Here is a 13,861-nt window from a genome sequence, read left to right as displayed (position 1 = left end):
TTCGCTTTTTTTTGATGCACGTAAAAAAATGCGTTTTTTTTACTCTTATTCCTTGACCTTTTCCAATTACAAATGTAAACTATGTCTGTAATTACAAATGTAATCGGAAAGGAGGAGTCAGATGTCTGTAACGTTGGAACCAGTGAAGATCAGTGATTCTGAATGGGAGATTATGCGAGTCGTCTGGACCTTGAAGACCGCTACGGCACAAGAGATTATCGACATTTTAAGTGCCAGCAAAGAGTGGAAACCAGCGACGATCAAGACACTGCTGGGTCGTCTGGTGAAAAAGGAAGCCTTGCAAACGGAGCAGGATGGTAAGAAATACATTTATTTTCCGGCTGTCAGTGAAGCGGAGACGGTCAAGAGTGCGACGGAGAATTTGTTTTCTCACATCTGCGCCAAACGGATTGGGAAAACCATTAGCGAGCTGATTGATCAAGCGGAGCTGACCCAAGAGGATTTGATGCTGATCCAAGAAAAGCTGCAACAAAAGCAGCCTGTCAAGACGATCGAATGCAATTGTATTCCAGGCCAATGCGAGTGTAAGCATCATCGTTCACTAAATGACTAAAGGTGAACCAGCAAGTAAAAAAATGAAAAAGGGGAGAATTACCATGAAGCAAAAATTTACAATCAACGGAATGAGCTGCAATCACTGTGTAGCGACAGTCGAAAAGGCAATCAATGAGTTGCCGGGGATCGACAAAGTCAAAATCAATTTGAAAAAAAACGAAGGTATCGTGAAATTTGATGAAAGCCAAATCAATGCGCAGCAAATCGCAGAAAAAGTCACCGCAGCAGGTTTTGATACTGAGGTGGTTTAATTGGCTGAATCGATCGAAACCTACGTCATCACAGGCATGACCTGTGCCAATTGCTCGGCGCGAGTCGAAAAGGAATTAAAAGAAACGCCAGGCGTTGTAGAAGCTTCTGTCAATTTGGCGACGGAGAAGGCTACTGTTCGCTATGATGAAACGCTGACGGCTGATCAGATCGCTCAACGGGTCGAAGACATTGGCTATGGCGCCATTGTTTTTGATGACGCTCATAAACAAAAGATTGCAGAAGAAAAGGCGCGTTACGTGCAAAAAATGCGTCGAGATCTGATGATTGGCGCTGTTTTGACAGCACCTTTGATGATCGCCATGATCGCGATGCTTTTAGGGAGTCATGCAGGATGGGTTCATTTTTTTCACCTTCCTTGGGTCCAGCTGGCTCTTGTCACACCGGTGCAGTTTGTGATCGGTATGCGCTTTTACAAAGGGGCCTTTCATGCGTTAAAAACCAAAGCACCCAACATGGATGTACTGGTGGCGATGGGTACGACAGCGGCCTATCTGCTAAGTGTTTATAACGGCTTTTTTAACCCCTACAATTCGGATCTGTATTTTGAAAGCAGCGGGATGATCATCACCCTGATCCTGCTGGGAAAGTATTTGGAGCAAAAGGCCAAAAACAAAACCAGCGAAGCGATTAAGCAACTGATGGCTTTACAGGCAAAGACTGCTTCTGTGATCCGAGAAGGCAAGGAGCTGACGATACCGATTGAAGAAGTAATGATCGATGAACTCGTGCTGGTCAGACCGGGTGAACAAATACCAGTGGATGGTATGATCGTTTCTGGGCAGACAACGGTGGATGAAAGTATGCTGACGGGAGAAAGTTTGCCAGTGGATAAAACAATCGATGCGGTCGTTTTCGGCGGAACAGTCAATACGACAGGAAGCATTCAGCTGAAAACCACACAAGTCGGCAGTATGACAGTCCTTTCCCGGATCATTAAGATGGTTGAGGAAGCTCAAGGTCAAAAGGCACCAATCCAGCAGATTGCCGATCGAATTTCTCGGATATTTGTGCCGACTGTTTTAGGTGTTGCATTGCTGACACTGATCGCTACAGGATTGATCACCGGCGATTGGCAGCAGGCGATCGTGCATAGTGTCTCTGTCTTAGTAATCGCTTGTCCGTGTGCGTTAGGCTTGGCTACGCCAACAGCGATCATGGTTGGAACTGGACTGGGAGCCAAAAATGGCATTCTGATCAAGGGCGGTGGTGCATTGGAGAAAATTGCCCATTTAACGACGATCATTTTCGATAAAACCGGTACGATCACTGAAGGAAAGCCTGTAGTAACGGATTTCAAAACGACCGATGACCAAGCATTGGCCTTGTTGACCAGTTTGGAAAATCAGTCCGAGCATCCACTTGCCAAAGCCATCGTTGCTTATGGCAGCAACCAATCAGTACTTTTACCGGTTTCCGAGTTCAAAAGTTTGACGGGATCAGGAATTATTGGTGATATTAATAATAGAAGATATTTTGTAGGTTCAAAACGGGGAATCATTGAACGGCAGTTGTCCTTGGAACCCTGGCGAGAGATGGTTGCACTGGAGGCAGAAGGCAAGACCGTCATGTTTCTGGCAGATGAGCAAGCAGTCATCGCGGCAGTCGCCGTCAGCGATCAAATCAAAACGACCTCTTATCAAGCCATTCAGGAGCTAAAAAAGAACGGTTTGCACGTGAAGATGGTGACAGGAGACAATCAGCAAGCAGCCCGTTTTATCGGGGCTGAGGTCGGTTTAAATGAAGAGGAGATCATTGCTGAAGTATTGCCGGAGAACAAGGCTGAGATCGTCAAAAACTTGCATGACAAACATGAATTGGTTGGCATGGTAGGAGATGGTATCAACGATGCGCCAGCCTTAGCCTTGGCTGACATTGGGATCGCGATGGGCAGCGGAACAGATATTGCGATGGAAACAGCGGACATTACGCTGATGAAGAGTGACTTAACAGCTGTTGCACAAAGTATTCAGCTTTCTCGCCTAACCTTGCGCAAAATCAAGCAGAATTTGTTTTGGGCATTTCTTTACAATGTGATTGGGATTCCTTTTGCAGCGTTAGGATTTTTAAATCCGATTATTGCAGGCGGTGCGATGGCCTTTAGTTCAGTCAGCGTGCTGATCAATTCCTTGAGTTTGAACCGGAAAAAAATTTAGTGGAGTGGCGTAGCCAAAGAGTAGTTTCCTTTAGACTGTGATTCATTGCTGTAAAATGATGAGCCATTTCCACCTACGTATAGGAGGAATTCGACATGGGACAAAAAAAAGAAAAGCATGAGCATTCAGCTCATGACAGGAAGAACATGGACCATTCAACACACATGACTCATTCATCAGAAATGGATCACCACGACATGGAAGGCATGGATCACTCAATGCACATGGGAAATTTCAAAAAGAAATTTTGGCTGTCGTTGATTTTGGCGATTCCAATTCTTTTGATGTCGCCAATGATGGGGATCGAGATTCCTTTTCAGATCACCTTTCCTGGCTCGGAATGGCTCGTTTTAGTTTTGGCAACGATCCTGTTCTTTTACGGAGGACAGCCATTTTTCGCTGGGGCCAAGAGTGAACTAAAAGCCAAAAGCCCGGCGATGATGACCTTAATCACGATGGGGATCGTTGTTGCGTATATTTACAGTGTGTATTCTTTTGTAGCGAACTTGGTCAATCCAGCTGGTCACGTGATGGATTTCTTCTGGGAGCTGGCCACACTGATTGTTATTATGCTTTTGGGTCATTGGGTAGAGATGAATGCTGTGTCAAATGCCAGCAATGCGTTGCAAAAATTGGCTGAGCTGCTGCCAGATGAAGTTACTTTGCTGCAGGCAGATGGACAAACGAAGCGGGTGAATTTGCAGGAGGTCAAAAAGGGTGATCGATTATTGGTTCGAGCGGGCGACAAGATGCCAACCGATGGCACGATTTTAAAAGGCTCGACCACAGTAGATGAATCCGCAGTCACAGGCGAGTCGAAGGGCGTTGCTAAGACAGTCAGCAACTCTGTAATCGGCGGATCGGTCAATGGCAGCGGCACGATCGAGATCCGTGTCTCTGGAACTGGTGAGGACGGCTATCTGGCGAAAGTAATGAAGATGGTCAAGGAAGCTCAAGCAGAAAAATCTAAACTTGAAACCTTGTCCGATCGTGTCGCTAAGTGGTTGTTTTATGTTGCCTTGGTGGTCGGGATTTTGAGCTTCATTGTTTGGCTGTTCATCGATGATCTGCCACAAGCGTTGAATCGCATGGTGACGGTATTTATCATCGCTTGTCCCCACGCACTCGGACTGGCTATTCCCTTGGTCATTGCTCGTTCCACATCCTTAGCAGCGCGCAATGGTTTGTTGTTGAAAAATCGGCAAGCGTTGGAGCAAGTCAATCAGATGGAATACATTTTCTTAGATAAAACTGGAACCTTAACGGAAGGCAGATTTACTGTTACAGGTGTTGAATTGTTAACAGATTCGTTAGACCGCGAGGAAGCACTGCGGTATATCGGTGCGTTAGAAGCGCAAACCAACCATCCTTTGGCGATCGGTGTGATGAATTATCTAGCCGAACAAAAACTTGACGCCTACTCAGCAGAGGAAGTCAAAACACTGGAAGGTGTCGGAGTTACCGGAAATGTTCAAGGGAAAAAAGTTGTTTTAGCCAATCAGAAAGAAATCGAAAAACGCGGATTGACTATTGATGAAGCGGCTCTGAAACAGTATCAGGAACAAGGCAATACGATCTCTTTTCTATTGCTGGAGAATCAATTAGTGGCGTTTTTTGCGATGGGTGACACGATCAAAGCGGGGGCGAAGGACTTTATTGCTGCATTGAAGGCCAAAGGCTTGCGGCCAGTCATGATTACTGGAGACAACAAAAAAGCTGCTCAAGCTATCGCAGCCTATTTGGGCTTAACGGAATTTTACAGTGAGCTATTGCCAGAGGACAAAGAAAAGAACATCCAATCTTATGTAAAACAAGGCAAAAAGGTGATGATGGTAGGCGATGGCATCAACGACGCCCCTTCACTGGCAAGAGCATCCATTGGGATAGCGATCGGCTCAGGCACTGATATCGCCATTGATTCAGCTGATGTGATTTTGACCAGCAGTGCGTTAGAGGATATTCTTAAGTTCATTGATCTAGCCAAAAAGACGCGCCGTAAAATGGTACAAAACCTATGGTGGGGTGCAGGCTATAATATCCTTGCGATTCCACTGGCAGCGGGGATCTTGGCTCCGATAGGAATCCTCCTGAGCCCAGCAGTTGGTGCAGTCTTGATGTCGTTAAGTACGATCATCGTGGCGATCAATGCGCTATTGCTAAATGTCTAAAACAAAGGTGGTTATCTCTTACAGATAACCACTCTTTTTGATTTAAAAATGATTCGTGATGACCTGTTTGAAGACAGCACCTAAGGACATGAGTGCAAAGCAGTTTAAAAGCGGAGACTGGAACCAATCACAGGTTAAAGGTTTTGTTGTTTTCGTGGAAATGCTATAATGAATAGAACTAGTCTGAAGGGGAGAATCGTATGGAATTAAAAAAGTTGGACGTTCCAACGTCTTCTATTACCGAAGTGAAAAAATCGCCAATGGATGTCTTTGCTCAGGCACGCAAAGCGGGGACCGGTGTGTATATTTTTAACCGCGAAAAAATCGCGGGAGTCATGCTGACCAAGGAACAATACGAGCAATTATTGGAAGAATTGACTGAGTTGAGAGATAAACAATACCAGCCAGTTGAACGTGAATTACCAGTGCCAGAAGAATTAGAAGAATTGGCTGCAGCTTTGCGCTCCGTCGTTGCCAAAGGCGCGGTCATCTCTGCTCGGCAATTGGATGAACGAATGGTTCAATTGGGCTTTATTACGAAAAAAACCGGCTTTGGCGGAGTCACTGAGATGGTCAAAGAACTCGGGGAGGTTGGCAAAATTATTTACCAACTACGCCGAAGAGAAAACCATAAAACCATTTACGCAGAAATCGTCGGCGACCTAGAAGACCTGCGCCGAGGGACAGACCGTTTAGTAGTTCGAAAAGTCAATTTGATCGAAAGATAAACAGCTTAACGGCTGTTTATTTTGTCAGTTCTGCTTTTTACAGCGACTTCATTTCCATCAAAAACAAGATACAAAAAATGAAGATAATTACTTATTCGAGGAGGCAGCATATGGAAAATCAAGCGATTCAGCAACGTATCGAACGATTCAAAAAATTCGGCAATTCACTAACAGGAGCCAAGGTTTATTTTCGGGAGGATTGGGAGACCAATTATTTTGACTTGATGGGCAAACAGTTTGGCATGATGAGCCCTGAGGCAACTCCAGAAGCTCTGATTACTTTGAAAAATGATCCGCAGAAAAATGAGGAATTAAGGGAAATGTATCCGCAGACGATCATTCCCGGATACTATGCGAATAAGAAGCACTGGAATTCTATCAAATTGGCTTCTGATGAATTATCGGATGAGGAAATCGAAGCGATGATTCGAGTTTCGCACGAGTTGGTTTTCAAAAAGCTGACGAAGGCACAACAGGCGGAATTATTAGACTAAGCTTATTCCTGTCTCTATTGGTCTGTTAGAGGATTCTTATTTGTTTGTGAACGCGTGTTCGGGTATAATAAGAATGAGGTGAGTGCGATGGGAGGGCTATACTTTCCATTAAAAAATGATACAACTCGAAAAATCATTCATATTGACATGGATGCCTTTTTTGCATCAGTGGAAGAACGCGACAATCCCGAATTAGCGAAGCATCCGCTTGTGATCGCTCGCCATCCTTCTGATACAGGCGGCAAAGGTGTCGTGACGACAGCGAATTATAAGGCTAGAAAGTATGGAATCCATTCTGCGATGAGTGCCCAAAAGGCGTTTGAGCTTTGTCCGCAGGCTATTTTCAAGCCAGGAGATCACGAGAAATACCGGGCTGTTTCCCAGCAAGTGCGAGAGATTTTTCACCGCTATACCGATGTGATCGAACCGGTGTCTATCGATGAAGCTTATTTGGATGTGACTGTGAACAAAATCGGGTCGACTTCAGCTATCAAAATTGCCAAGATGATCCAGCACGACATTTGGCAGGAACTGCATTTGACCTGTTCTGCGGGAGTCAGCTACAATAAATTTTTGGCGAAGCTGGCCTCTGATCATCAGAAGCCGCGGGGGTTGACGGTTGTGATGCCGGATCAGGCGGTTGATTTTCTTAAAAAGCTGCCGATCGAAGAGTTTCACGGTATTGGGAAAAAGACAGTGCCTAAAATGAATGAGCTGGGGATCTTTACAGGGGCAGATTTGTATGAAAAGGATGAGATGTTCCTGATTCGCAATTTCGGTAAGATGGGTTACTCCTTGTATCGGAAGGTTCGTGGTATCCATGATTCTCCAGTCAGTGTCACTCGAGAGCGCAAGTCGGTCGGCAAAGAGCATACCTATGGCAACCCGCTGCGGACAGACGAAGAGGTCTTGGCACAATTGCGGCAGCTGGCAGAAAAGGTGGAGGAGTCCTCCAGAAGAGTACAAAAACATGGGAAAACCGTTGTGGTCAAGATTCGTTACACGGATTATACAACGATCACCAAACGGGCGACGCTCCCTTATTACATAATCAAAAAGGAAGACTTGTTTTCACAGGCTCGCTTGATCTGGGAAGAGATCGGCGGTATTGAAAAAGGGATCCGGCTGTTGGGCATTACCCTAACGAACCTAGATCCCTTGACTTATGAAAATATCGTACTACCTTTATGGGAAGAGCGGACCTATTAGATTAGGCTGCTCTTTTTAATTTGCTCAAAAGCCTTTTCTGAGTCGTTCAACCTTTCCCAAATCACGACTTCGCCTTGTTTCAAAGACTTTTTGACATCGATAATCCGTTGATTGAGACTGCCGCGAAATTGCAGCATCAGGTTCTTTTGAGTGATATCAAACCGTCCATCCACGAGAATATCGATCTGCTGCAGCATCTCCAATTTATCCTCGCTGTCCATAAGGAGTTCTTCAAATGTGTAGCCGCTCCAGGACCAGATGTCTTTGGTGTCGCCAAATTCCTGCTTCATTCGCTTGATCACTCGCAGACAAACCTCCGTATTCAGAAACGGTTCGCCTCCTAAAAAAGTGATGCCTTGTACGTAGTCATGGGCTGTATCTCGAATCAGTTGATCTTCTATTTCTGACGTGTAGGGTTTGCCATAACGGAAATTCTGAGCGGCTTCGTTAAAGCAGCCTTCGCAGGCAAACGGACAACCGCTGACGTATAAACTGTTGCGGACCCCTTCACCATCAACAAAATTAAAAGCCTTGTAATCAGCGATGAAATTTTGACTCAGCTCGCTGGCCAGCCATTCTTTCGGTTGTGGATTGCGCATATCATTCACCTAGTTTCTTTCAGTTAAGGGCATCAGGGTTAGAAAAAAGCGTGGGAGAAACAGATCCAAGATCTTTCTCCCATGCTTATTAATCCATGTGTTTGACCCGTGAAGAAATTTCTTTATGGCGTCCATGAACCATTGGACGCTGTTGTGGATTTCCTAGATATCCGCAGGTCCGCTTCACCACATCACAGCTTTTTGGATCGTGGTTGCCGCATTGCGGGCATTCAAAGCCGCGCTTCGTTGGATGGAAGTCGCCTTCGTAGCCGCATTCGTAGCAATGATCGATCGGTGTGTTGGTACCCAAGTAGCCGATTCGGTCGTAGCCATAATCCCACACTGCTTCCAATGCGGTTGGATTTTGTTGAAGCACTGGATATTCACAGTAATGGATAAATCCACCGGAGCAGTATTTTGGATAATCTTTTTCAAAATCCAATTTTTCAAACGGTGTTGGATCCTTACGAACATCGTAATGGAAGCTGTTTGTATAGTATTCTTTGTCGGTAATGTTTTCAACGATGCCGAAGCGCTCTAAGTCTAGACGACAGAAACGATCTGTCAGGCTTTCACTAGGTGTTGAATATACACTAAAGTGGTAGCCATATTCATTGCCCCAAGAATCAGTGTGCAGCTTCAGGTTCTTTAAGATATCCAACGTGAAAGCTTTTGCTTCTGGATTGGATTCCCATTCTCCACCATAAAAGGCTGCTGCTACTTCATACAGTCCGATATACCCAAGGGAAATAGTCGCACGCTTGTTTTTGAACAGCTCGTTGACGGAATCAGTGCGTTTCAGACGTTTGCCGAAAGCACCATATTGATATAAAATAGGTGCATTTGCCGGTGTGGCTTCCTTGCAGCGTTCTACTCGGAAGACCAAAGCATCTTTAGCGGTTTCCAAACGTTCTTCCAGCAGATGCCAGAATTTCTCTTTGTCGCCGGCCGTTTCCATAGCGATCCGCGGCAGGTTCAAGGTCACGACGCCTAGATTCATCCGGCCAACATTGACTTCTTCACCGTTTTCGTCTTTCCAGCCTTGCAGGAAGGAACGACATCCCATTGGGACTTTGAAGCTGCCAGTTAATTCAATCAGTCTATCGTAGTTTAGAATATCTGGATACATCCGTTTTGTCGCACATTCCAATGCTAATTGCTTCACATCGTAGTTCGGGTCTTGGGCTTCCAAGTTTACCCCGCGTCTTAATGTGAAGATCAGTTTAGGGAAGATCGCAGTGCGTTTTTCACTGCCCAGCCCGTCGATCCGAATTTGCAGGATCGCTTTTTGGATCTCGCGTTCGAACCAGTCAGTCCCCAGACCAAAGCCTAATGAAGTGAATGGTGTTTGACCGTTGGAGGTAAACAAAGTGTTGATCTCATATTCCAGACTTTGCATCGCATCGTAAATGTCTTTGCGAGTTTTTTGTCGCGCAAATTCTTCACGGCGGTCTGCGTTGTCAATCCACTCTTCCGCATCTTTTAGATGTTTAGCATAGTTCAAACGGGCAAAAGGTGCTAACAGTTCATCGACACGATCGGCAGAACAGCCGCCATACTGACTAGAAGCCACATTGGCAATGATCTGTGAAATTTGTGCTGTTGCTGTTTGAATTGATTTAGGGCTTTCGACTTCCGCATTCCCGATTTTAAACCCGTTGTTCAGCATGCCTTTGAAGTCGATCAGGCAGCAGTTGGTCATTGGTGTGTACGGATGATAGTCCAAATCATGGTAATGAATATCGCCTTTTTGATGGGCGTTAGCCACATGCGGCGGCAACATTTTCAATCCGATTGATTTTCCAACGATCCCGGCTGTCAGGTCGCGCTGGGTATTGAAGACATCGCTGTCCTTGTTGGCATTTTCGTTGACGACAGATTGGTCTTTGTTGATCAACTTGCTGATCGTAAAGTTGATATCGGTTGCCTTGCTGCGGGCAAAGTCGCGGCGAGTCCGGTAATTGATGTATTCCTCTGCTAATTCGTATTCATTGTTTTCCAGCAAGGTGTGTTCAACGATGTTTTGGATCTCATATATTTTCACATTGTCCGTGAAACGTTGAGCGATTTCTGCATCGACTCGTTCCACGATACGCTGGATCCGTTCATACGTCAATGGGTCGATCGTTCCATGGATCTTGGTCTCCGCTTTGATCAACGCGTCATAAATTTTTTGATCATCAAATGAGGTATGACGTCCGTCTCGTTTGACTACACGCATCGTTTTGAGCGTCGGTTGAAAATCAGTGGCTGTATCATTTGTTTTGATTTCCATCATCTCTATCAGCTCCATTCCTTAAAGTTCATTAATTATCATATAGTATTTTGAGGAAGGTTGCAACGATATATAGTATATATTTTTTGAAAAAAACAATCGGACACACTATATATAGTGTGTCCGATTGTGAAAATTAAAATGAAAGCAATCCACCATGCCGTTTTTTCTGAAGTAAAATAACAAAAGAAAAAGTGACAAAAACGTAAGAAATTTAGCAGGTGTCTGACACCTGCATTCACCTTAGATATGATACCATAAAAATAGAAAAAATCGCTGGGATTTTTAGCAGAATTTTTTTAAAACCGCAAAGGAAGTGAGACGAACGGCTTAAGCTCAAGCTTCAGCACGTTTGAACCATGAAAAAAATAATTGAAGTAAATCATTTGACCAAGAATTATGGAGGACGCAGCAACAAAATCACTGTTCTAAATGACCTAAGCTTTTCGATTGAGTCTGGTGAGTTCGTCGGTATCATGGGACCTAGTGGTGCTGGAAAAACAACACTGCTGAGCATCTTGTCTACCGTCCTGCTGCCTTCTATGGGACAGGTGAAAATCGCTGGAGTAGACATTAGCAAGATGCGTGAGAACCGTTTGACGGATTTTCGTCGGGAAAATCTGGGGTTCATCTTCCAAGATTTTAATTTGATCGATAGTCTGACTGTCGCAGACAATATCCTGCTGCCGCTGACCGTCGATCGAATGCCTAATTCACAGATGCAGGAGCGGTTAGCTCATTTGGCGAAGCTGCTTTCGATCGAATCCTTGTTGGATCGGTACCCGGAAGAAATTTCAATCGGCCAGAGACAGCGCACTGCTGCAGCCAGGGCACTGATCACTAAACCTAAGCTCTTGTTCGCGGATGAACCGACAGGGGCTTTAGACTCCAAGTCAGCCGCAGATTTTCTGCATTATTTATCAGAAGTCAATTTGCATGAGGACACGACGATTTTGATGGTGACACATGATCCATATACGGCAAGCTATTGCAATCGGGTGTTGTTTATCAAAGACGGACGCTTTTACGCGGAAATCGTGCGGCGTTCTTCCCGCAAGGTCTTTTTTGAAAAGGTAATCGATATGCAGGCGACCATCGGAGGTGGAGGAAAGACCAATGCTGATTAAACTGGCCTGGCAAAGCTTTAAAAAGCAGTCCCGAGGCTACCTGTTGTTTTTCTTCAGTATGTCTTTTGCCGTGATGGTCTACTATTCGTTCACGACGATGACCTATGAACAGCCGCTGGTCCGCCAAGTGGGCAACACGACGAATATCGTGAATTTCTTGGCCTTTGGCAGTGTGATGATTGGGATGGTGCTGCTGTTTTTTCTGTTGAGCACCAGTCACTACTTTATCGAAAGCCGCCGCAAGGATATCGCAATTTTTCACTTATATGGTCTGAAGTATGATCAGATCTGTTTATTGTTCATTTTAGAATTATTTTTCATTGGCGGACTGTCTTTTATTGCCGGTATTGTTTTAGGGATCTTGCTTTCGCGGATGTTTAGCATGATCTTATTAAAGGCAATGGGTCTTGCGATCAATGTCAATTTTTTCTTATCCATCAGAGGGGTCTGGACGACGGCTTTGGTCATGCTCTTTATTTTAAGCGTGGTCTCGCTTCAGGTATTATGGCGTATTTCGAAGCACAGCTTGTCTTCAATGAAAAGAAAAAGAGCGGATACACGCAGGCAGATGCGGCTCTCGAAGCTGCAAAAGTTCGGCGGAGTTATCGGCTGTGCACTAATCCTTTTCGGCTGGGGGGCTGCTTTGAATTTTCCTTTCTTAGTAAAGATTTTGGCACAGGGACACGACTTATTTACCGGAACGCTCTTTTTAATGGTTGGCATTTTCCTCGTTTGCGTGTTAGGGACCTACCTTTTTTTCAGCTTTACTATTCGCTGGTTCCTGGCCAGACGAACGCATTCTGACTATCAGACGCTGCGGTTCTTGTCTAAAAGTGAAGGGCAAAAGCAACTATATACCGAACGTTTTTTTCTAGCGTCGGTAACGATTTTACTAGGCTTGGCGTTGACTTTTCTGGGCGGAATCGCCGCGCTTGTCTCGATTCAAATGAATGGTATCACTGAATCAGCACCGGTTTCACTGATGATTGATCAGCGATCATGGCAGGACATTCAGCCAGAGATCATTGGGATACCGATCACTCAGCAGCAGGATCTGCATTTTAAGGCAGCAGGTGCTAAAACACCTTTGGTGATTATAGGTCAATTGGATCAAGAGGAGCCGCCGACCACCGTCGATTTGATCGCTTTATCGGAATACCAAGCTTTTCGAAGAATGAACCCGCGAGTCCCTGCGGTCAAACTTTCAAATGAATTGGATACGGTTTTGTTGATTTCTTCGCAAACCGTGTTCAATGATTATCTGCGGTACAGCCCTGAGCTGGAGCTGAGTCAGCACTCGTTGCGTGTTCAAGGTATCAAAAATAATAACTTAGGGGATTGGAACCTGCGGTATAGCCGTAACCTCTTTGTTGTTTCTGACGAGCTGTTTCGGCAAACGGAAGGGATCAGCTATACGGTAACCGCTGTTCAAGTAGCAGAAGCGGACCAGTCTCAGCTTGAAAATCAGCTTAAACACACACTGTCAATGGATTGGATCGCGCCGATTCAAAACGATCTGCAGTTCCAACAAGGAACAATTATTGGAACGATCACTGAAGGCGAAGGAGACAACGCCGTTTATCGAGTCAATTATGTTTCTTATCCAGAGACCTATCAAACCACCAGAAATCGAACTGGACTGCTGCTGTTTGTAACCACCTTTGTCACGATGACCTTCATCATTATTACCGCCAGTACGATCAGTTTGCGGCAATTATCAGACATGAAGGGTCGTCAAAGGCACTATCAGCTGTTAAAAAATCTTGGGATTTCCAGAAAGCAGCGCAATTGGCTGATTTTCCGGGAAAATCAATGGATGTTTTTCCCATCTGCGATCTTGGGTGTCGGTCACAGCTTTTTTGCGATCTATGTTCTTGCACGATTGGTCGAAAATGCTGATTATTGGTTCGTTTACCTGTTTTGCGGTATTCTGTTGGCTGTTTATACCAGTTTCTTCTATATTACTTATCGTTACCAGCGGAAACTGTTGAAATAAGTCCAAATTTGTAGTTAGGAAGCAATTTTCTATCTGATAAGATGGAGAAATTGCTTTTTTATTTTGTGCTATTCTTCAGATTCAATCTTGGTTTTCAAAGGACGTATCCCTATTCCCTCTAGCGGGGATCTGGCGGATTTTTTTATGGTTTATGTTTTTCCAGGATTCTTTTTCGCAGTCTGCTGAGAAAAATTTTTGGTGAAAAACTGCTCTTGCTCGGAGATTCTTTGACGAGCACCTTGGCCGCTGTTTTTGCAGAAATA

General features: G+C 44.9%; 11 protein-coding genes. 9 read left to right on the top strand and 2 right to left on the bottom strand.

The genetic code is table 11. The annotated features are described in order from the left end of the window. The first annotated feature begins 121 nt into the window (after positions 1-121). From NRIC_RS03850 to dinB, 7 genes are all read left to right on the top strand, one after another. Entirely contained in the window at positions 122-574 is a 453-nt protein-coding gene (locus tag NRIC_RS03850) for a CopY/TcrY family copper transport repressor (protein WP_146621387.1), read from the top strand. A gap of 43 nt (positions 575-617) precedes the next feature. Beyond that, positions 618-827, top strand: a complete 210-nt coding sequence (gene copZ, locus NRIC_RS03845) for a copper chaperone CopZ (RefSeq protein ID WP_146621386.1) — start codon at positions 618-620, stop codon at positions 825-827. 36 nt (positions 828-863) lie between these two features. Next, entirely contained in the window at positions 864-3,002 is a 2,139-nt protein-coding gene (locus tag NRIC_RS03840) for a heavy metal translocating P-type ATPase (protein WP_307720535.1), read from the top strand. 95 nt (positions 3,003-3,097) lie between these two features. Beyond that, positions 3,098-5,170 (top strand): heavy metal translocating P-type ATPase, encoded by a 2,073-nt coding sequence (locus tag NRIC_RS03835; protein ID WP_146621384.1) that lies wholly within the window; start codon positions 3,098-3,100, stop codon positions 5,168-5,170. 200 nt (positions 5,171-5,370) lie between these two features. Then, complete coding sequence (locus NRIC_RS03830; RefSeq protein WP_146621383.1) at positions 5,371-5,898, top strand: type II toxin-antitoxin system Phd/YefM family antitoxin; 528 nt, start codon at positions 5,371-5,373, stop codon at positions 5,896-5,898. A 110-nt stretch (positions 5,899-6,008) separates the two neighbouring features. Next, a complete protein-coding gene (locus NRIC_RS03825) occupies positions 6,009-6,392 on the top strand; it encodes an MmcQ/YjbR family DNA-binding protein (protein ID WP_146621382.1) in 384 nt (127 codons plus the stop codon). Positions 6,393-6,479: 87 nt separating this feature from the next. Beyond that, positions 6,480-7,601 (top strand): DNA polymerase IV, encoded by a 1,122-nt coding sequence (dinB, locus tag NRIC_RS03820; RefSeq protein ID WP_146621381.1) that lies wholly within the window; start codon positions 6,480-6,482, stop codon positions 7,599-7,601. Here the strand turns inward: dinB and nrdG are convergent. After that, entirely contained in the window at positions 7,598-8,200 is a 603-nt protein-coding gene (nrdG, locus tag NRIC_RS03815; protein WP_146621380.1) for an anaerobic ribonucleoside-triphosphate reductase activating protein, read from the bottom strand. The two genes, dinB and nrdG, sit on opposite strands and share 4 nt — an antisense overlap. An 88-nt stretch (positions 8,201-8,288) precedes the next feature. Then, a complete protein-coding gene (gene nrdD / locus NRIC_RS03810; RefSeq protein ID WP_146621379.1) occupies positions 8,289-10,478 on the bottom strand; it encodes an anaerobic ribonucleoside-triphosphate reductase in 2,190 nt (729 codons plus the stop codon). Between the two features lie 356 nt (positions 10,479-10,834). Between nrdD and NRIC_RS03805 the strand changes: the two genes are divergently transcribed. Continuing rightward, positions 10,835-11,602 carry an ABC transporter ATP-binding protein gene (locus NRIC_RS03805; protein WP_146621378.1) on the top strand — a complete coding sequence of 256 codons (768 nt, stop codon included), beginning with the start codon at positions 10,835-10,837 and terminating at the stop codon, positions 11,600-11,602. Beyond that, positions 11,592-13,598, top strand: a complete 2,007-nt coding sequence (locus NRIC_RS03800; RefSeq protein WP_146621377.1) for an FtsX-like permease family protein — start codon at positions 11,592-11,594, stop codon at positions 13,596-13,598. Before NRIC_RS03805 ends, NRIC_RS03800 begins: the two co-directional genes overlap by 11 nt. The last annotated feature ends 263 nt before the right edge of the window (positions 13,599-13,861 follow it).

The sequence above is a fragment of the Enterococcus florum genome (assembly GCF_004309355.1).
GTDB lineage: Bacteria > Bacillota > Bacilli > Lactobacillales > Enterococcaceae > Enterococcus_A > Enterococcus_A florum.
This window is presented reverse-complemented; position numbering and strand designations above follow the sequence as displayed.